Source organism: Streptomyces violaceus (genome assembly GCF_036014075.1).
GTDB lineage: Bacteria > Actinomycetota > Actinomycetes > Streptomycetales > Streptomycetaceae > Streptomyces > Streptomyces violaceus.
Map to the genome: position 1 here is coordinate 2922570 of NZ_CP107911.1, position 19489 is coordinate 2942058.

A 19489-nucleotide genomic window follows, 5' to 3' on the forward strand; every position below is an offset into this window, starting at 1 on the left:
GTAACGGCTGGCCGTAGCTGAGATGATCTTGCGGTGGTGTGATCACGGCGTCGGAGTCGTCTTCGACGGCACCTGGTCCCCCGCCCAGCGCATCGCCGCGGCCTCCACCCCGCAGGCGGCATCCACGTTGCTGTCACACACCCTGGCCGAACTCGCCTTGCTGGACGAGGCGTCGAAGACGCAGGCGCATGTCTGGCTGGCCTTCGTCAGCCGGGCCCCGGCCGGCGAGCGCCTGCCCGCCGTCCTGCGCGACACCTACGGCAAGCTCCATGACCTCATCGTGTGGCTCATCCGCTACGGCCAGGACACCCGGGAGATCCCCGCACACCTCGACGCCGTCCAGGAGGCCCACACTCTTCTCGCCGTGGCCGATGGACTCACCGTCCACGTCCTGGCTGGGCACCACTCCCCCGAGGTGGCGCTGGCCGTCCTCCAGCGCCACGTCGACCATCTGCTGCAGTGAGGGGCCGTGGAGGGCCGTGGGGGTATTTAGATGACTTTCGCCCCATAAGCACCGTTGTTCTACCGTAGAGGGGAACGACGCTGCTCATATCCCCGCACCGAGGCATCGAGGTGACGGTCATGACGGAGACCACACAGCGCAGAAACACCGCTCCCGGCACCAGGACGGGAAAGCAGGAGGGGGCCACGGCACCGCAGGGCGGCAGAGGGAGCAGCACCTCCCCTGGCACCCGTGGAAGCACCGCGATCGCGGACACCGTCGTGGCGAAGATCGCGGGCATGGCCGCCCGCGAGATTCCGGAGGTTCACAACCTCGGTGGAGGGGTGACCAGGGCCTTCGGGGCCGTGCGCCAGCGGGTGCCCGGCGGGGGCAGTGGGGTCACCCAGGGAGTGAAGGTGGAAGTCGGCGAGCGCCAGGCCGCCGTTGATCTCAACCTCGTCGTCGAGTACGGCGCCGCCATCACCGACACCGCGTCGGACGTCAGGACCAACGTCGTCAACGCGGTGGAGCGGATGACCGGCCTGGAGGTCGTGGAGGTCAACATCGCCGTCGACGACGTACATCTGCCGGACGAGGAGGAGGACGAGTCCGAGCGGGAGGAGCAGCGGCGCGTGACCTGAGAGAGCCCGGCTCCTCTCGGTTCTGTTCCTTTTCCGGGGCGCCGCGAGTGTGGTGCCCCGTCGTGAGCTGGGGCCGTGTACCGGCCATGCCCCATGCAAGCGTTTACGGGCGACCAATGCCACCTGTCCGCCAGTATTGACGGGTCCTCAGCTCAGTGCTTCCATCACGGCTGTGAAAGCGCTTAACCGCCCACACCCGAAGGAGGCATAGTTGTCATGCGCATGAGGATATCCGCGATACCCGCGACGGTCCTGGCCGTCTGCGCCACGCTCACCGTCGCCGGTGCGAGCCCCGCCCCGCAGGTGAAGGCCGCACGTGTGATGGAGGACCTCGGTCGCGGGGTCGTGGCGGTGCGGTCCAGCGGCAGCCAGGTCCTCGTCTCCTGGCGGTTGCTGGGGCTCGACCCGGAGGGCATCGGGTTCAACGTGTACCGGTCCACGGCCGGGGGCGCGTACGTCAAGCTCAACTCCGGGGCGCTGACCGGCGGGACGAACTACACCGACACCACGGCCGATCTGACGCGCGCCAACAGCTACCGCGTGACCCCGGTCGTCGGCGGCCAGGAGCAGGCACCCAGCGGGGCCTTCACGCTGACGGCCGGCCACGCCGTGGAGCCCGTGGTGCGTGTGCCGTTACGGTCCGGTGGTGCGGTGAAGTTCGTGTGGGTCGGCGACCTCGACGGCGACGGCGAGTACGACTACGTCGTCGACCGGCAGACCTCCCCGCAGAAGCTGGAGGCGTACAGCGGTGACGGCGACTTCCTGTGGGAGGTCGATCTGGGGCCGAACAGCCGGAACCAGGACAGCATCGAACCGGGGTCGTCCGCGATCGACGTGGGCCACTGGGACGGCGTCACCGTTTACGACTTCGACAGCGACGGCCGCGCGGAGGTCGCCCTGCGGGTCGCGAACGGGGTCAGGTTCGGCGACGGGACGACCTGGACGCACGAGAACGACGCACGTCAGTTCATGGCCGTGCTCGACGGCCGGACCGGGGCGCTCCGCAACTGGTCCGCCGTACCGACGACCTACCTGGCCGACGGCCCGATGGCCGCGCGCCTCGGGGTGGCGTATCTCAACGGCACGACGCCGAGCCTGGTCGCCTACATGAAGAACCGGCGCGACGGCGGGGCCTTCAACGTGATGATGGGCGCCTGGAAGTTCGACGGCGACTCACTGGACCGCCAGTGGACATGGCAGCGCGGCGGCCAGGACGCGCCCGACGGGCACAACACCCGCGCCGTCGACATCGACGGCGACGGGACGGACGAGGTGGCCGAGATCGGCTTCGTCCTCAACGGGAACGGCTCGCTGCGCTACTCCATGGGACCTCAGGGCATCATCCACGGCGACCGCTTCCACCTCGCCGACCTGGACCCGGGCCGTCCGGGCCTGGAGGGCTACGGCGTGCAGCAGGACAACCCGAGCGGGCTGCTGGAGTACTACTACGACGCGGCGAACGGCAACGTGATCTGGCGGCACGGCGGCGGCCCCGGCGACGTGGGACGCGGCATGGCGGGCGATGTCGACCCGCGTTTCGCCGGCATGGAGGTCTGGTCCTTCTCCGGCCTGTACAACGCGTCCACGAACCGGCTCACCGAGCCGGACACCTCGCTGCGCCCCTGGCCGCAGCTGGGGCTGTGGTGGGACGGGGACCTCACCATGGAACTGCTCAACGACGGCAAGATCGAGAAATGGGATCCGGCCCGCCCGGCGCCGAGCGGCAGCCTGCCCCGGCTGGTCAGCACCTGGAACCACGGCGCGGTCAAGGCCGCCCAGGGCGGTCCCACCCTCGTCGGCGACATTTTCGGCGACTGGCGCGAGGAGGCCGTATACACCAACGCGGCCTACGACGAGCTGATCATCTTCACCACGAACCAGCCGACGAGCCACCGGCTGTACACCCTGGCCCACAACCCGGCCTACCGGAACGCCATGACGTTCAAGGGATACATGCAGTCCCACCACGTCGACTACTTCCTCGGGGCCGGCATGAGCAGGCCGCCGCGGCCTGACATCGCGTACGCGCCCTGAGGCGGGTCAGGCCGTGCGCTTGCGTGACGTCGACTTCTTCGCCGTCGTCTTCTTCGCGGTGCTCTTCGCCGCCGTCTTCTTCGTGCCCTGCCCCGACCGCCCTGACTGCCCTGACTGCCCCGACTTCGCCGTGGACTTCTTGGCCGCTGTCGTCTTCTTGGCCGCCGTCTTCTTCGCGGCGGACGTGGACTTCTTGCCGCCGGTCTGCTTGGGGGCCGCGCGGGCCGTCTTGCGTGGCGGGAGCGACTTGACCTCGGCGTGGTCGTCGGCCTCCTCGCCGCGCGACTCGCGGGCCGCCCGGACGCTGTTCTCCAGAGCCGCCATCAGGTCCAGGACCTTGCCGCCCTTGGCCGGTTCCGGGGCCTGGCGCGGGGTCTCGCCGGCGGCCTTCGCGGCGATGACCTCCTCCACGGCCTCGCGGTACTCGTCGTGGAGATCCTCCAGGTCGACCTCGCCCAGGGTGTCCATCAGGGCATCCGCCAGGTCCAGTTCCTGGTCACGGACCGTGACGTTCGTGTCGGGGGCCACGCCCTCGGGGGCACGGACCTCGTCCGGCCACAGCAGACCGTGCATCGCGATGGCCTCGCCGACCACCCGGAGCATGCCCAGGCGTTCCCGGCCGCGCAGGGCGAACTTCGCGATCGCCACCTTGTTGCTGCGCTTCAGCGCCTCCCGCAGCAGCGTGTACGGCTTCGCCGCCGGGGCGCCGCTCGCCTGCAGGTAGTACGCGGCGTCCATCTGAAGCGGATCGATCCGGTCGCCCGGGACGAAGGCGACGATCTCGATCGTCTTGGCCGTGGGGATGGGCAGGCTGGACAGGTCCTCCTCGGTGATCGGGATGACCGTGCCGTCCGCGTCCTCGTAGCCCTTGCCGATCTCCCCCTGAGTGACCTCGCGGTCCTCCAGCTCGCAGAACTTGCGGTAGCGGATACGGCCGCCGTCCTCGGTGTGGATCTGGCGGAAGGAGATCGAGTGGCTCTCGGTGGCGTTCACCAGCTTGATCGGGATGCTGACCAGCCCGAACGAGATGGCGCCGTTCCAGATGGATCTCACGTGCAGCACCCTTCCGGTCACTCTCGGGAGTGTTCGTCCTGGTTCGCGTGGGATTCTTATCGTATGGCGCCTATCACAGTGGTGGAGGGGCGACGGCTCGCGCTCAGCAATCTGGAGAAGGTGCTGTATCCCGCCACCGGCTTCACCAAGGGCGAGGTGCTGCACTACTACGCGACCGTCGCCGAGGTCCTGCTGCCCCATCTGCGCGATCGGGCGGTGTCCTTCCTGCGGTACCCGGACGGGCCGGACGGGCAGGTGTTCTTCGCGAAGAACGTGCCGCCGGGTACGCCCGAGTGGGTCACCACCGCCGAGGTGCCGCGGGTCGAGGGGCCCTCGCGGATGGTCCTGGTGCAGGACCTGCCGAGCCTGATGTGGGCGGCCAACCTCGTCACCGAGTTCCACACCCACCAGTGGCTCGTCGGCACGCCGGACGAGGCCGACCGGATCGTCTTCGACCTCGATCCGGGGGCGCCCGCGAGCGTCGTGCAGTGCTGCGAGGTCGCGCTGTGGCTGCGGGAGCGGCTCGCGGACGACGGCATCGAGGCCTACGCCAAGACCTCCGGCTCGAAGGGCCTGCATCTGCTCGCCGCCGTGCGCGGGGCCTCCTCCGAGCAGGTGTCCGAGTACGCCAAGGAACTGGCCGTCGAGGCGGAGAAGGCCATGCCCCGCCTCGCGCTCCACCGGATGACCCGGAGCCTGCGCCCCGGGAAGGTCTTCGTCGACTGGAGCCAGAACGCCGCGCGCAAGACCACGGCGACCCCCTACACCCTCCGGGCCCGCCCCGAGCCGACCGTCTCGGCCCCGGTGACCTGGGAGGAGATCGAGGAGTGCGGGGCGCCTGACCGGCTGGACTTCGATGCGCGGGACCTCGCACCACGGGTGCAGGACTACGGCGATCTGCTGGCTGCGCTGCTGGATCCGGACCGGGCCGGGTCGCTGCCCTAGTGCCCCGGCAGGCGACGTTCGCCCCGTCGCCTGGCTACGGGCCTGCCTGGACCGCTAGCTACGGGCCTGCCCGGACAGCCTCACACCCTCGCCCACGTGTTCCGGTCCCGGGCCATCGCGTGCAGGGTCTCCACGTCCGCCGGTTTCAGGACGCCGCCCTGGGCGGCCAGGCTCTGGACGTCCGTGTCCGTCAGGACGCGGAGTTCGCGGGGCGGGGCCGGGACGGACACGGTCGTGGGGCCCAGCAGGGCGAGTACCGGGCGGACCTCCGCCGTCAGGGCGTAGGAGGCGCGGTCGGCGTCGGTGCGGACGCGGCGGAGCAGGGGATACGCCTCGCGGCGCCCCAGGGTGACCATGGGGTCGGCGACCGTCACGCGGTGCTTGCGCGCGTACAGGGTGTGCACGGCGTACAGCCCGCCGGGGCCGATCAGCAGATGGTGGATGCGGCTGCCGCCGGGGAGCGGGACGGAGTGCAGGGCGTGCCAGCCCGCGCCGTCCAGACCGTCCAGGGCGTCCCCGACCGTCTGCTCGGCCGTCAGGGCCCTGCGGCGCGGGTCGGGGCGGAGCCGGTGGGCCGGGCCGGGGTCGCGGTCGAGGGCGACGATGAGGGCCTCACCGGGGCGGTTGGGGGCCAGGTCGTCGTCGGGGTGGAGCGCCAGACGGGCGAGTTCGGCGGGGGTCGGCACCGGGGGCGGCCCCACCGTCACCGGGCCGGTGATGAAGGGCCCGAGGGCCCGGAGCACGTCGTCCTCGTGGTCCGCGCCGAGCAGGTTGACCCGGGCCGCCTCACGGTCGTACCAGGCGATGTTCCTGCCGTCCGGGAGGCAGACGTACAGCCGTTGCCGGCCGTGGCGCCGGGCCGGTATGACGCGCAGTCCGTCCATGCACCATCACCCCCGACCATGGGAACAGGCGGGGTGCTGCGGGGGCAAGAACCCGGTTACCTTTGAGAGGAGTTGGGCAGGCCCCCGGGCGGTGATGGTGGGGAGGCTTTGTTGCGTACCCGCAGGAAACCCGATGTGCCGGCTCCGGAGAGCCCGTGGAGCGAGGTGGTCCCCGGATTGTGGATGGGCGGCCACGAGTACGCGGGCACCCCGGGCCGTGTGGAGTTCGCCGTCGTACGGGACGAGTTCGATCTCGTGCAGACGCTGTTGCGGCTGCCCGGGCACGGCCCCGATCCGGGCGTCCGGCATCACGTCTGGCCCATTCCCGACGGGCCGCTCGACGGGACGCAGCTCGCCGGGGTGATCCGATTGGCCGAGGCGGCGTGCGAGGCACTGGACGAAGGCCGCAGGGTCCTCGTTCGCTGTTACCACGGGTACAACCGCTCCGGCCTCGTCGTCGCGCACGCGCTGATCCGCCGGGGCGACTCCGCCGAGACGGCGATCCGGCTGATCCGGGACCGCCGCTCGCCCTGGGCGCTGCACAACGAACTGTTCGTCGAGTACCTGCGGGCCGGGCTGACCACGGCCCGGCTGCTGGAGGAACTCACGGAGTAGCTCGGCACGGAACCAGCACGGCACAGAACCAGCACAGCACCCGGCCGGCGCGGCGGCAAACGGGCTCCCTCGCGCGCAAATAGGACTTCCCCACGAATAAGGTGTACCGGGCCGTCCGGTCGTGCCCGAGCCGCGTAATCACCCCCGAACCGCAGGAGTGCAGTGCCCCTCAGCCGTCCCGGAAGTCCACTCGCAAGCCTTCTCGGAGGCCGCTCCGGTCAAGCCGCCCGCCGCGCCGTCGTCGTCGCCCTCCTGCTGGCGACCGTCGCGGGCTGCGGGGACGCCGGAGGGCTCGAGGGTGCCGGGTCGACACCGACGGCGGTCGGTCCGGCCCGGCTCTGGCCGGAGCAGACACCCGCGTCCAGCCCGGCCTTCGAGATCGGTGAGGTGAACACCGAGGTGGTCAAAGGCGTCAAGGTCCCCGCCGGCGACGACATCCGCGGCGTGGACCCGGTTGGGGTCGTCCGGGCCGAGATCGCCGCGAATCCGGACGACTACGACGGCGGCAAGGCGCCGTACCGCGACACGGCCGGCCGTATGACCGGCTGCGGCAAGGGACCCGGGCACGGAAGGTGCCCGGTCCTCAAGCCGTACTACCGGGACCTGACCGGCGACGGGCGTGACGATCTGACGCTGGGTTTCCGGCTGCTGCCCGGCAAGACGACCGCGGTGCGCGTCTACACCGTGGAGAAGCACCGGCTCGTGCAGGTGATGTCGTGGGAGGACGCGCTGAGCGGCGTGGAACTGGCCGGGCGTTCCCTGGTCATCCGCTCGCCGTCCGAGGTGGCGGGCTACGAGTACCGCCTCCAGTGGACCTGGGACCGGGACCAGCGGGCCATGCTCCTCACCCACGACGAGATGCTGCGCACCGGCCCGCGGAAGCACTCCCGCCATCCGTCCGTCTCCCCCTCGGCGAGCGCCGGATGAGACCCACGCTCCCCCGGTGGTCGGGGACGCTCGCCGCGAAGGCCGCCGCCTTCATCACGGTGATGTGCTGCGCGCTGGCCGCCCTGCTCGGCGTCCTGGTGCATGTGCAGGTGACCGACCAGACCGTCGGCCAGGCCCGCGACCAGGCGTTGCAGCGACTGGAGCAGGCGACGGAGCGGTACGAGGCCGGGGACCCTCTGCGGCGGGGCGCCGCGATGGATCCTCCGGAGCTGCCCCGGCAACTGCGGGACCTCGCGGTGGCCGGCGACCGGGGCACGATGGTGGCCGACCGCGAGGGGCGCCCCACGATGTGGGCGGCGGGGCCGGCCGACGGCGGCCGGGCCCTGGCCGTGGCGGTCGACTACTCGCAGCAGGCGCGCACCATCGCGGGCCTGGACCGGGCGATCCTGTGGTCGTCGGGCCTGGCGATCGGGGCGACGCTGCTGGTCGGCGCGTTCGCGGTGACGCGGGTGACGCGGCGGCTGCACACCACGGCGCGGGTGGCCCGGCGGATCAGCGCGGGCGACCTGGACGCACGCGTGAACGACCCCCGTACGGCCCCGCGAACGGACCCGCCCACCAAGGTTCCGGCGCGGCCGCAGGACGAGGTGGCCGCGGTCGCCGCCGCGCTGGACTCCATGGCGTCGTCGTTGCAGGGCAAGCTGCTGGCCGAGCAGCGGTTCACGGCGGACGTGGCCCATGAGCTGCGTACGCCGCTGACCGGGCTGCACGCGGCGGCCGAACTGCTGCCGCCGGGCCGCCCGACGGAGCTGGTGCGGGACCGGGTCGCGGCACTGCGCACGCTCACCGAGGACCTCCTGGAGATCTCCCGGCTGGACACCGGCCGGGAGCGGCTGGAGCTGGACACGGAGCGGCTGGGGCCGTTGGCCGAGCGGGCGGTGCGGGCCGCCGGGAACGGCACGGAGGTCAGGGTCGTACGGGATGTGTCCGTGGAGACGGACCGGCGGCGGCTGGAGCGGGTGCTCGGGAATCTCGTGGCGAACGCGCACAAGCACGGCCGGGGGCCGGTGGTACTGACCGTGGACGGGCCGGTGGTGACGGTTCGCGATCACGGGGACGGCTTTCCGGAGTACCTGGTGGCGCACGGTCCGCAGCGGTTCCGCACGGAGGGCGGGACCAGGGGGCACGGGCTGGGACTGACCATCGCGCTGGGGCAGGCCGAGGTGCTGGGTGCGCGGCTGGGGTTCGCGAACGCACCGGACGGCGGGGCGGTGGCGACGCTGAGACTGGCGGCAGAGGCGCACTAGAGCTCGGGGCTGCGGATCATCGGCGTCCGCGCGTCACGTGTGGCTGGTCGCGCAGTTCCCCGCGCCCCTTCCGGGCGCGCCCCAGCGGCCTTCCTCCTATGGCCCACTATGACGGGCGGGGCCCGGGGGGCGCTCCTAATGTGGCGATTAGTCAGCTTCGGTCTTCTCGCCCCCACATGGAGGTACCCCCATGTCTCTGCGCTCCCGCCTCTCCATAGCCACCGCCGCCGCATTCCTCGCCGCCGCTGCCGCCGTGACGCCCGCCGTCGCGGACGACGAGTGGGACACGATGGGCGGCACGGGCGGCATGGGCGGCAACGGACACCACCGACCCGACGACGACCGGCGCTTCTACCGGGGCATCGTCACCGCCGACACGCTGGCGCTGCGCAGCGCCCCGAACCGCGGCTCGCGGATCATCCGGTTCGCCCACCGGGGCGACATCGTCAAGATCTTCTGCAAGACCCCCGGTCAGACCGTGCAGGGCAACCCGCTCTGGTACCTCCTCCCGGACGGCACCTGGGCCTGGGGTGCGGCCCGCTTCATCGACAACATCGGCCCCGCGCCACGCTGGTGCTGACACTCGGTCACACAAACACACACAAGACGCACCGTTTGGGTAAGTTCCGGACATGAGCAAGGCCGGAATCACCGTGGCGACGGCGGACCCGCCCGCGCCCGCCGTCCGCCCCCTCCCCCGGCGCCGTGGCATCGAACTCGCCCTCATCGTCCTGGCCGTACTGCTGTCCGTGTACGGCTACTGCGACGTGGGCCTCGCCCAGCACGGCACCCTCCCGCCCGGTGCCGCCGGCTACGGCGCCGGGCTGGGCGTGCTCGCTCTGCTGGCGCATCTGGCGGTGCGGCTGCGGGCCCCCCACGCCGACCCCCTCCTCCTCCCCATCGGCGTGCTGCTCAACGGGCTCGGCCTGGTGCTCATCTACCGGCTCGACCTGGAGACCCCGGGCGACCGGGCGGCACCGGCCCAACTGGTGTGGTCGACGCTGGGCGTGACGCTGTTCATCCTGGTCGTCCTGCTCCTGCGCGATCACCGGGTGCTCCAGCGCTACACCTACGTCTGTGTCGTCGCCGTGCTCGTCCTGCTCACCCTGCCGATCCTGTTCCCGGCGGTGAATGGCGCCCGCATCTGGATCAGGATCGCCGGGTTCTCGATCCAGCCGGGCGAGTTCGCGAAGGTGCTGCTGGCGGTGTTCTTCGCCGCGTACCTGGCCGCGAACCGCAACGCCCTCGCGTACACCGGCCGCCACATCTGGAAGTTCCAGTTCCCCACCGGCCGGGTCCTCGGCCCGATCGTCGCCGTCTGGCTGGTGAGCGTCGGCGTGCTGATCCTGGAGCGGGACCTCGGGACGTCGCTGCTCTTCTTCGGCCTCTTCGTCGTCCTCCTCTACGTCGCCACGGGCCGCACCGGCTGGATCGCCGTGGGACTGCTGCTGGCCGCTCTGGGCGCGGTCGCCGTCGGCCGTCTCGAGCCGCATGTGCACAGCAGGATCGAGACCTGGCTGCATCCCTTCGCGTCGGTCGACGCGGGCGAGGGCCCGAACCAGCTCGCCCAGTCCCTGTTCGCCTTCGCCGAGGGCGGCTTTCTCGGCACGGGCCTGGGTCTCGGCCACTCGGTCCTCATCGGCTTCGCCGTGAAATCGGACTTCATCCTGGCCACGGCGGGCGAGGAACTGGGCCTGGCGGGCCTGTCGGCCATCTTCGTCCTCTACGGCCTGCTGGTGGAGCGCGGCTACCGGGCGGGCCTCGCGCTGCGCGAGCCCTTCGGCCGGCTGCTCGCGGTCGGCCTCTCCTCGCTCGTGGCGCTCCAGGTGTTCGTGATCGCGGGCGGGGTGACCGGTCTGATCCCGCTGACCGGCATGGCGATGCCGTTCCTGGCGCAGGGCGGCTCGTCGGTGGTCACCAACTGGGCGATCGTGGCGCTGCTGGTCCGGGTGAGCGACTCGGCCCGGCGGCAGCACGACGGGCAGGACACCCCATGACGCGGTACATCCGGCACGCCGGCCTCTTCTGCGCCCTGCTGCTGGTGGCCCTGCTGCTGAACGCCGCCCGCGTCCAGGTCGTCCAGGCCCCGGCGTACGACGGCAACCCCGCCAACCGACGCGCGGAGATCGCCCGTTACGAGCAGCCGCGCGGCGACATCCTGGTCGGCGGCCGGCCCGTCACCGGCTCGCAGGACACCCGCGAGCACCTGCGCTACGAGCGGACCTACGCCGACGGCCCGATGTACGCGCCGGTCACCGGCTTCGCCTCCCAGCTGTACGGGACGACGCTCCTGGAGCACACCGAGGACGGCGTCCTTTCCGGCTCGGACCCGATGCTCGCGCCGTTCCCGCTGTGGAGCGACTTCACGCGTGCGCGCAACGCCGGCGGACACGTCGTGACGACGCTCACCCCGGCCGCACAACGGGCGGCACACAAGGGACTCGCCGGGCGCAAGGGCGCGGTGGCGGCCCTTGAGCCCTCGACCGGGCGGATCCTGGCCCTGGTGTCCGCCCCGTCCTACGATCCCCAGCCGCTGTCCGGGAACGGTGCGGCGGCGGCCCGGGCCTGGGCGCGACTGAACGCCGACCGGGACCGGCCGATGCTCAACCGGGCGGTACGGCAGACGTATCCGCCGGGTTCGACCTTCAAGATCGTCACCTTGGCCGCCGCGCTGGACGCCGGCGTGGTCACGGACCTCGACGAGCCGACCGACTCCCCCGACCCCTACCGGCTGCCCAGTACGAGGACGCGCCTGTCGAACGATGCGAAGGGCTGCGCGGACGCCTCCGTGCGCGAGGCATTCGTCCACTCCTGCAACACGGTGTTCGCCCAGCTGGGCGTGGAGGCGGGCGTGCCGGCCATGACGGCCACGGCCCGGGCCTTCGGATTCAACGACACGGCGCTCAGAATCCCCTTCTCGGTGGCGCGGTCCACCTTCGACACCTCGCTCGACAAGGCACAGCTCGCGCTGTCGTCGATCGGCCAGTACAACACCCGCGCCACCCCGCTGCAGATGGCGATGGTGGCGGCGGCCGTGGCGAACGGCGGACAGGTACGGGAGCCCTACCTGGTGGAGCGCACGTTGCGGCCGGGCGGCAGCACCCTCGCGACCGCCGGCTCGCGCGCGATCCGCCAGGCGATGACCCCCGCGACCGCCGCGCGACTGCGCGGGCTGATGCGGGGCGTGGTCAAGGACGGCACCGGACGCAACGCCGCGATCCGCGGTGCCAAGGTCGGCGGCAAAACGGGCACCGCCCAGCACGGCATCGGCAACTCCGGCACGCCGTACGCCTGGTTCGTCTCCTGGGCCCAGGGCGATCGTGACCTTCAGCCGCCGGTGGCGGTCGCGGTCGTCGTGGAGGACGCGGACGCCGATCGCGGGGACATCAGCGGGGGCGGCGACGCGGCGCCGATCGCGCGGGCCGTGATGGAGGCGGTGCTGAACTCCCGGGAACGGCTGCCCGGTTCATGAGACAGGACTATCGCGACGATCCTCTCCCGACCTACCGTTCGGTCATGACTGCCGCCGCCTTCGAACTCGCCCAGGTCAACATCGCCCGCCTCAAGGCCCCGCTGGACTCCCCGCAGTTGAAGGACTTCGTCGACGCACTGGACCCCGTGAACGCGGACGCCGACGCCGCCGAGGGCTTCGTGTGGCGACTGCAGGACGACTCCGGTGACGCGACGAACGTGCCCGTCTTCGGCGACTCCTGGCTGATCATCAACATGTCGGTGTGGCGGGACACCGACGCGCTCACGGCGTACATGTACCAGGGCAGGCACCGGGAGATGCTCGCGCGGCGCCGGGAATGGTTCGAGCGCGTCCAGGAGGCGATGGTCACCCTCTGGTGGGTCCCGGCCGGACACCGCCCGACCGTGGCCGAGGCGGAATCCCGCCTCCTCCACCTGCGCACCCACGGCCCGACCCCGTACGCCTTCACCCTGCGCACGTCGTTCCCGCCCCAGGGAGCGACGCCGCTGCTGGGCGAGGTACCGGAAGGGCTGGGCTGCTCGCTCTAGCGGCGGCGGCCGATCAGCCGGCGAGTGGCCGGCCGGCCTCGATCGCCCCTCCACCTCCACCTCCGCCACCCGCTCCCGCTCCGCCGCCGCGAAGCGCTCCGCGTCGAGTTTCTCGGCGATCTCCTCGTCCTGGGACATCAGCAGGCCGAGATCGGAGTCGCCCAGTTCCAGGACGCCCATGTCGACGTAGGCCTGATGGAGGCGTTTGCCCCACAGGCCGATGTCCTTGACGCAGGGGACGATGCGGCTGAAGAGCAGCTTGCGGAAGAGGGCGAGGAACTCGGACTGCTCGCTGCAGGCCATGACGAACTCCTCGCGTTCCCTCAGCTCGGCGTCCGTGAGCTGGCGGTAGTAGTCACGCAGTGCCATCCGCCCGAAGGCCACGTGCCGGGCCTCGTCCTGCATGACGTACGCGAGGATCTGCTTCGGCAGCGGCTTGTCCGTCGTGTCCCTGATCATGCCGAAGGCGGCCGGCGCCAGGCCCTCGATCAGCACCTGCATGCCCAGGTACGGCATGTCCCAGCGCGAGTCGCGCAGGGTGTCCCCCAGCAGGGACTGGAGGTTGTCGTTGATCGGGTACAGCAGTCCGACCTTCTCGTGCAGAAACCGGCCGTAGATCTCGGCGTGCCGGGCCTCGTCCATCGTCCGGGTCGCCGAATAGAACTTCGCATCCAGATTGATAGAGGGCCAGGAGCCGGTCACGGCCGACGCCGTCCTTCGTCCTGGAAAGACGGCGTCCCAGTTGAAACGGGCCGCGCCGGTCGCCGGAGCCTGCCACACGGACCCTTCCGGTTCCTTGGCGTACAGGTCGAAGGTCGGCATGCTCCGCGGATTCACACGTGGTAGACGCCGGGTCAACAAGTCGCGCACAGGGGATTGACGAGCTTGCTGACACGCAGTCTCATAAGGGGGACAGTGACGTGTGCACAACGAGGTGGGCAGCCATGACGACCCTGACGGAAGCCGACGCGCTCGACGGCCTGCGCGACGCCCTCGGCCTGCTCAAGGACCGGGAGCAGGTGGCCCAGCGGCTGCTCGACTCCTCCGCCAAGCACTCCTTCGACCCGGACAAGGAACTGGACTGGGACGCGCCCTTCGAGGAGGGCAAGTGGTTCTGGCCCCCGGAGCTGGTCTCTCTCTATGACACCCCGCTCTGGAAGCGCATGGGCGAGGAACAGCGGATCCTGCTCTCCCAGCACGAGGCGGCGGCTCTCGCCTCCCTGGGCATCTGGTTCGAGATCATCCTCATGCAGCTGCTGGTCCGCCACATCTACGACAAGGCGGCGACGAGCGCACACGTCCGCTACGCCCTCACGGAGATCGAGGACGAGTGCCGCCACTCCAAGATGTTCGCCCGCCTGATCTCCCACGGCGACACGCCCTGGTACCCGGTCAGCCGCACCCACCAGCACCTGGGCCGCCTGTTCAAGACCATCTCCACCACCCCCGGTTCCTTCACGGCCACGCTGCTGGGCGAGGAGGTCCTCGACTGGATGCAGCGCCTGACGTTCCCCGACGAGCGCGTCCAGTCCCTGGTCCGGGGCGTCACCCGCATCCACGTCGTGGAGGAGGCCCGGCACGTGCGCTACGCCCGCGAGGAACTCCGCCGCCAGATGGTGACGGCCCCGAAGTGGTCCCAGGAGTTCACCCGGGTCACCTCAGGGGAGTTCGCCCGGATCTTCTCGGTTGCGTTCGTGAACCCGGACGTCTACACGAACGTCGGCCTGGACAAGCGGGAGGCTCTCGCGCAGGTGCGGGCCAGCGGGCATCGCCGGGAGGTCATGCAGAACGGCTCGAAGCGGCTGACGGACTTCCTCGACGACATCGGGGTGCTGCGGGGAGTGGGACGCCGGCTGTGGAAGTCCTCGGGTTTGCTGGCGTAGACCCCGCCCAAGTCATGTCCATGCAGGGTGGCTACTGTCCTCTGTGACCCCGTCACTGTCAGTGGCCTCGAAGGAGATCACCCCCGCATGTCCCCCCTCATCCCCCACACCCTGCGGACCGCCGCCGTCGGCGCCACCGCCGCCCTCGCCCTGACCGCGTGCGGCAGTGAGTCCGCCGACACCGGCAAGGCGCCCGCCCCACAGGGCGTGGTCAGCAAGGCGACCGCCAAGAAGGTCGCCGACCGCTACGAAAAGGTCAACAACAAGGCGAACGCGGCCCAGGACGAAAAGCTCCTCGGGACGGTCGAGGCCGGCCAGGTCTACGCGATGGACAAGGCCGTCTACACCCTCTTCGACACCTGGCCGAAGAAGGACCAGAAGGACTACGCCAAGCCTTTCTCCTACCAGGACCGCACGTACGTGATCCCGAAGAAGGGCACGGGTGACTGGTTCGCCGTCCAGGCCAAGTCCAGCGAGAACAACGACGAAAGAGTGCTCCTGGTCTTCGACAAGGTGGACGGAACCTACAAGATGGTGCTGTCCCTGTGGGCCGCCGCGGAAGACATCCCCAAGCCGGCCCTGGACAAGGACGGGCTCGCCAAGGCCGTCGACCCCGGCACCAAGATCGGCGGACTGGCCCCGACCGACATACGCACCGCCTACGCGGACTACCTCGAAACCGGCGGCAAGAAGAAGGGCAAGGCCCTGACCTCCACGCAGCCCATCGAGAACGCCAAGAAGACCTACCAGCGAAGCAGCACCGAGGGCGCGGCCGAGGGCAAGGCCACCGAGAAGTTCTTCGCCAAGGCCCCCGCCGACCCGAGCGTCTACGCCCTGCGCACAGCCGACGGCGGCGTCCTCGCCCTCCTCCCGCTCGCCCACAAGCAGGAATCCCTGCTGAAGGAGTCCTACCGCTCCATCGCGAACCTCGTCCCCAACGACGAGCAGTCCGCCCTGGGCGCCACCAGCGGCCCCCTGATCACCGACACCTTCGAGGGCCAGGGCCTGGCCGAACTGACACCGAAGGCCGCCCGCCTCACCAACGTCGACTTCCAGCACGTGGACGCGCGCTAGCGGGGCAGCCCGCCGCCCGCACCCGCCGATGCACGGAAGGGGACGTGTCGGGGGGTGTCCGCCCGCAGCGGTTGGCGCGTCAACGGACAGCGAGTCGGTATCCGACCCCATCGCGCCGTTCCGAGGACGGACACCCCCCGACACGGCCCCGACCCACCCCCACCGCGCAGGCGCTACGCGCACCCCCCACCGAAGCCCGACAGGCAGCCCCCGCAGGCACCCGGCCCCCGGCTACGCTGCGACTCATGACACCAGCCGCCCCCACCCCCGCCTACCGGCGCCTCAGCGTCGAGGAACGCCGCAGCCAGCTGCTCACCTCCGCGCTGTCGCTCTTCGCGCACCGCGCCCCGGAGGAGGTCTCCCTGGACGACGTGGCGGAGGCGGCCGGGGTGTCGCGGCCCCTGGTCTACCGGTACTTCCCCGGCGGCAAACAGCAGCTCTACGAGGCCGCCCTCCGCTCCGCCGCCGACGAGCTCCGGCACTGCTTCGACGAACCCCGCGAGGGCCCCCTCCTCCCCCGTCTGTCCCGCGCCCTCGACCGCTACCTCGCCTTCGTCGATCAGCACGACGCCGGCTTCAGCGCCCTCCTCCAGGGTGGCAGCGTCGTGGAGACCTCCCGGACCACCGCCATCGTCGACGGCGTACGCCGCGCCGCCGCCGACCACATCGTGAGCCACTTGGAGGTCACCACCCCCGGCCCCCGCCTGCGCATGACCATCCGCATGTGGATCACGGCCGTGGAGGCCTCGTCGCTCATCTGGCTCGACGAGGACAAGCAGCCCCCCGCCGAGGACCTCCGCGACTGGCTCGTCGAGCAGTTCGTGGCCATTCTCTCGGTGACCGCCCGCCGTGACCCGCAGACCGACGCCCTGGTCCTGGCCCTCGCCGAGGATGTCTGACACTGATCCGGTGAAGAGCGAAGACACCCCCTTCGAAGGCGGCCCCATGGACGGCAGGGTCCTGCCCGTCCTGCTCGGCATCACCGGCCACCCGCCCAAGACGTACCGCATCCCCGTCCCGGACCCCACCGGCGGCCCGCCCACCGTGCTCGTCTACCGCCGCGTGCCCCGCGGACCTGGCAGGGTCGGCCTGACCAACCGCTGGAAGTACAAGTACGCCCCCGAGGGCGCTCCGGCCCGGCGGCTCACATGGCCCTGGTCGAAGCCACACGCCACGCCGCCCGGCAAGCGGGACGACGCCGACGGGTGACCCTGTTGCGCCGAACCGCGCATGCCTACCACGCACACCACCCGCACACCCCTCATCCTCACGATGTCCGGTGGCCGAAGGGCCGCCCCCCGCATCGGAGGTGATGGCATGTCAGGAACCCTTCTGCGTCTGGCCTGTACGGCGGCGGTGGCAGCGACAACCGTCCTCGCTTGCACCCCTGCCACAGCAGCCCCGGAACCCGACCCCGGACCACCTCCCGCCTCCCTCGCCTACCTCCTGACCGACCTTCAGGATCTCTACCGCAAGGCCGAACAGGCCACCGAGGCCCACAACGCCACCGAGGAGAAACTGAAGAAACAGCGCGCCGAGACCGACCGCCTGAACCGCGCCCTCGCCCGCGCCCGGCTCTCCCTGCACGACAGCCGGGGTGCGGTCGGCCGGCTGGCCCGGCAGCAGTACCAGAACAGCTCCGACCTCTCTCCCTACCTACGGCTGCTCCTGGCCCGCGATCCCCAGCACGCGATCGACCAGCGCCATGTGATCGGCCGGATCGAACGGGAGCGGGCCGAGACCATCAACCGGCTGACCGGCAGCGAGCGCAAGGCCGACGAACTGGCCCGCAAGGCCCGCAAGGCTCTCGACGAGCAGCTCGCCCTCACCGAGCGGCGGAAGAAGGAACGGGACCAGGTCGTCAAACGGCTGCACGACGTCGAGGAACTGCTCGCCTCCCTCAGCCGCGACCAGCTGGCCGCCCTCGCCGAGTTCGAGAGGAACGGGATCACGAAGGCCCAGAAGAAATTCATGGCGTCCGGCGCACTCAGCAGCGTCCGCAGACCATCAGCGGAGGGCGACCGAGCCCTGCGCTACGTCGTCCGGCAGCTCGGCAAGCCGTACGAGTGGGGCGCGGAGGGCCCGAAGTCGTACGACTGCTCGGGCCTGACCTCGCAGGCCTGGGCACAGGCCGGGGCGCCCATCCCCCGGACCAGCCAGGAGCAGTGGAAACGGCTGAAGCGGATCCCGCTCGCCGAGCTGCGCCCGGGAGACCTGGTCGTGTACTTCCCCGAGGCCACACATGTGGCGCTGTACCTCGGCGACGGCATGGTCGTACAGGCCCCCCGCCCGGGTGCGAAGGTGAAGGTGTCACCGATCGCGGCCAACCCGCTCCTGGGCGCCGTACGCCCGGACCCGTCCGGGAAGCCCCTGCGGCGCTACGCACCGCCGAAACTGCCCCGGGGCGTCACGGACGGGTCTGACGAGGGATACGACGGCTACGCGGCGCCCGCGCCGGACACCTCGGCCAGGTAGGCCTGCGTCTTCTCCGGGTCGTAGAAGAAGTTCTCGAAGTCGGCCGGGTCGTTGAAGCCGTTGGCGAAGCGGTCGGCGACCGGCTGAAGCTCTCCGGCGGCGCCGATCAGATTCAGGATGTGCTCCGGCGGCGGCGCGAGCATCGCGTTGGTCCACTTGGTGACGTGCTGGGCGGTGTCCCAGTAGCGGTCGAAGGCCGACCGCATCCACTCCTCGTCGAACGGCTTGTCGCCGTGCTCGACGATCGAGGACAGGTACGCGGCGGCGCACTTGGACGCCGAGTTGGAGCCCTGCCCGGTGATCGGGTCGTTCGCCACGACGACGTCCGCCACACCCAGCACGAGCCCGCCGCCGGGGAGGCGGCCGATGGGGTTGCGGACGGTGGGGGCGTAGCGGCCGGCCAGCGTGCCGCCCGCGTCGGTCAGCTCGACCTTGGTGGCCCGCGCGTACTCCCAGGGGACGTACCGCTCCATGAGTTCCAGGGTCAGGGAGAGGTGCTCCGCCGGGTCCTTGACGCCGTTGAAGGCGTCGAGCGGGCCGCCGGGTATGCCCTCCCAGAACAGGATGTCGGCACGGCCGGAGGTGGTCAGCGTGGGCATGACGAACAGTTCGCCGACGCCCGGCACGAGGTTGCAGCGGACCCCTTCGGTGTCCGGGTGCTCGGGGCGCGGGCCCAGACCGTGGACGTACGACACGGCCAGCGCGCGCTGCGGCTCGCTGTAGGGGGAACGCTCCGCGTCCCGGCCGAACATCTGGACCAGCTCGCCCTTGCCGGCCGCGACGAGCACCAGGTCGTACGTGCGGGAGAAGTAGTCCAGGTCGCCGACGGCCGCGCCGTGGATGACGAGCTGGCCGCCGCGCTGCGCGAACGTCTCCATCCAGCCGGCCATCTTCACGCGCTGGTCGATCGACTGCGCGTACCCGTCGAGCCTGCCCAGCCAGTCGATCGCACGCGCCGCGGGACCCTCGGCCCAGGAGCCGGGGGCGGCGACCGAGACGCCGAGTCCCTGGATCTTCGGGGCCTGGGACTCCCAGAAGTTCAGCTGGAGATCGCGCTCGTGCTGCAGTGCCGTGTGGAACATGCACTGCGTCGACATGACCCGGCCGGTGCGGATCTCGTCCGCCGTCCGGTTGGACATCAGGGTGACCTCGTACCCCTGCGACTGGAGGCCGAGAGCGATCTGGAGCCCGGACTGACCGGCTCCGACGACGAGTATCTTCCGCATGC

19 protein-coding genes and 1 pseudogene are annotated in these 19489 nt (G+C 70.8%); 16 read left to right on the top strand and 4 right to left on the bottom strand.

Annotated elements, in window-relative coordinates; translation table 11 throughout:
• Window positions 1-22: 22 nt before the first annotated feature.
• The 3 genes from OG542_RS12870 to OG542_RS12880 all read left to right on the top strand — a co-directional run bounded on the left by OG542_RS12870 (window position 23) and on the right by OG542_RS12880 (window position 3117).
• Window positions 23-463 carry a TetR family transcriptional regulator C-terminal domain-containing protein gene (locus OG542_RS12870; RefSeq protein ID WP_328410790.1) on the top strand — a complete coding sequence of 147 codons (441 nt, stop codon included), beginning with the start codon at window positions 23-25 and terminating at the stop codon, window positions 461-463.
• A gap of 119 nt (window positions 464-582) precedes the next feature.
• Window positions 583-1083 carry an Asp23/Gls24 family envelope stress response protein gene (locus OG542_RS12875; protein ID WP_328410792.1) on the top strand — a complete coding sequence of 167 codons (501 nt, stop codon included), beginning with the start codon at window positions 583-585 and terminating at the stop codon, window positions 1081-1083.
• Window positions 1084-1299: 216 nt separating this feature from the next.
• On the top strand, window positions 1300-3117 hold the full coding sequence (locus tag OG542_RS12880) for a rhamnogalacturonan lyase family protein (protein WP_328410794.1): 1818 nt from the start codon (window positions 1300-1302) through the stop codon (window positions 3115-3117).
• Window positions 3118-3123: 6 nt separating this feature from the next.
• Here OG542_RS12880 and ku read toward each other — a convergent pair whose 3' ends face one another.
• The gene (ku, locus tag OG542_RS12885) at window positions 3124-4170 is read right to left on the bottom strand and encodes a non-homologous end joining protein Ku (protein WP_456243531.1); all 1047 of its coding nucleotides are present in this window, start codon (window positions 4168-4170) and stop codon (window positions 3124-3126) included.
• A gap of 63 nt (window positions 4171-4233) precedes the next feature.
• On the opposite strand from ku, the gene ligD reads away from it, so the two are divergent.
• Complete coding sequence (gene ligD / locus OG542_RS12890; protein WP_328410796.1) at window positions 4234-5115, top strand: non-homologous end-joining DNA ligase; 882 nt, start codon at window positions 4234-4236, stop codon at window positions 5113-5115.
• Between the two features lie 80 nt (window positions 5116-5195).
• Here ligD and OG542_RS12895 read toward each other — a convergent pair whose 3' ends face one another.
• Window positions 5196-5999 carry a nuclease-related domain-containing protein gene (locus tag OG542_RS12895; protein ID WP_328410798.1) on the bottom strand — a complete coding sequence of 268 codons (804 nt, stop codon included), beginning with the start codon at window positions 5997-5999 and terminating at the stop codon, window positions 5196-5198.
• A gap of 111 nt (window positions 6000-6110) precedes the next feature.
• On the opposite strand from OG542_RS12895, the gene OG542_RS12900 reads away from it, so the two are divergent.
• The 7 genes from OG542_RS12900 (at window position 6111) to OG542_RS12930 (ending at window position 12829) form a co-directional block, all read left to right on the top strand.
• Complete coding sequence (locus tag OG542_RS12900) at window positions 6111-6614, top strand: protein-tyrosine phosphatase family protein (protein WP_328343384.1); 504 nt, start codon at window positions 6111-6113, stop codon at window positions 6612-6614.
• Between the two features lie 162 nt (window positions 6615-6776).
• Window positions 6777-7541 carry a hypothetical protein gene (locus OG542_RS12905; RefSeq protein WP_328410800.1) on the top strand — a complete coding sequence of 255 codons (765 nt, stop codon included), beginning with the start codon at window positions 6777-6779 and terminating at the stop codon, window positions 7539-7541.
• Entirely contained in the window at window positions 7538-8809 is a 1272-nt protein-coding gene (locus OG542_RS12910) for an ATP-binding protein (RefSeq protein WP_328410802.1), read from the top strand. The genes OG542_RS12905 and OG542_RS12910 overlap by 4 nt, the downstream gene beginning before the upstream one ends.
• A 190-nt stretch (window positions 8810-8999) precedes the next feature.
• Window positions 9000-9389 (top strand): SH3 domain-containing protein, encoded by a 390-nt coding sequence (locus OG542_RS12915; protein ID WP_311127731.1) that lies wholly within the window; start codon window positions 9000-9002, stop codon window positions 9387-9389.
• 52 nt (window positions 9390-9441) lie between these two features.
• Window positions 9442-10806: an FtsW/RodA/SpoVE family cell cycle protein gene (locus OG542_RS12920; protein WP_328410805.1), complete on the top strand. Its 1365-nt coding sequence runs from the start codon at window positions 9442-9444 to the stop codon at window positions 10804-10806.
• A complete protein-coding gene (locus OG542_RS12925; RefSeq protein WP_328410806.1) occupies window positions 10803-12281 on the top strand; it encodes a penicillin-binding transpeptidase domain-containing protein in 1479 nt (492 codons plus the stop codon). Before OG542_RS12920 ends, OG542_RS12925 begins: the two co-directional genes overlap by 4 nt.
• A 44-nt stretch (window positions 12282-12325) precedes the next feature.
• Complete coding sequence (locus OG542_RS12930) at window positions 12326-12829, top strand: DUF3291 domain-containing protein (protein WP_328417887.1); 504 nt, start codon at window positions 12326-12328, stop codon at window positions 12827-12829.
• Between the two features lie 57 nt (window positions 12830-12886).
• Here the strand turns inward: OG542_RS12930 and OG542_RS12935 are convergent.
• Window positions 12887-13651 (bottom strand): annotated as a pseudogene (locus OG542_RS12935) (ferritin-like domain-containing protein); the annotation flags it as partial.
• 122 nt (window positions 13652-13773) lie between these two features.
• Between OG542_RS12935 and OG542_RS12940 the strand changes: the two are divergent.
• From OG542_RS12940 to OG542_RS12960, 5 genes are all read left to right on the top strand, one after another.
• A complete protein-coding gene (locus OG542_RS12940) occupies window positions 13774-14712 on the top strand; it encodes an AurF N-oxygenase family protein (protein WP_328410808.1) in 939 nt (312 codons plus the stop codon).
• An 87-nt stretch (window positions 14713-14799) separates the two neighbouring features.
• Window positions 14800-15786 carry a hypothetical protein gene (locus OG542_RS12945; RefSeq protein WP_328410810.1) on the top strand — a complete coding sequence of 329 codons (987 nt, stop codon included), beginning with the start codon at window positions 14800-14802 and terminating at the stop codon, window positions 15784-15786.
• 245 nt (window positions 15787-16031) lie between these two features.
• Window positions 16032-16685 (top strand): TetR/AcrR family transcriptional regulator, encoded by a 654-nt coding sequence (locus OG542_RS12950; RefSeq protein ID WP_328410812.1) that lies wholly within the window; start codon window positions 16032-16034, stop codon window positions 16683-16685.
• Between the two features lie 10 nt (window positions 16686-16695).
• Complete coding sequence (locus tag OG542_RS12955; protein WP_328410814.1) at window positions 16696-16995, top strand: hypothetical protein; 300 nt, start codon at window positions 16696-16698, stop codon at window positions 16993-16995.
• Between the two features lie 108 nt (window positions 16996-17103).
• A complete protein-coding gene (locus OG542_RS12960; RefSeq protein ID WP_328410816.1) occupies window positions 17104-18261 on the top strand; it encodes a C40 family peptidase in 1158 nt (385 codons plus the stop codon).
• Here OG542_RS12960 and OG542_RS12965 read toward each other — a convergent pair.
• Entirely contained in the window at window positions 18225-19487 is a 1263-nt protein-coding gene (locus OG542_RS12965; RefSeq protein WP_328410818.1) for a styrene monooxygenase/indole monooxygenase family protein, read from the bottom strand. The genes OG542_RS12960 and OG542_RS12965 overlap by 37 nt on opposite strands.
• Window positions 19488-19489 lie beyond the last annotated feature (2 nt).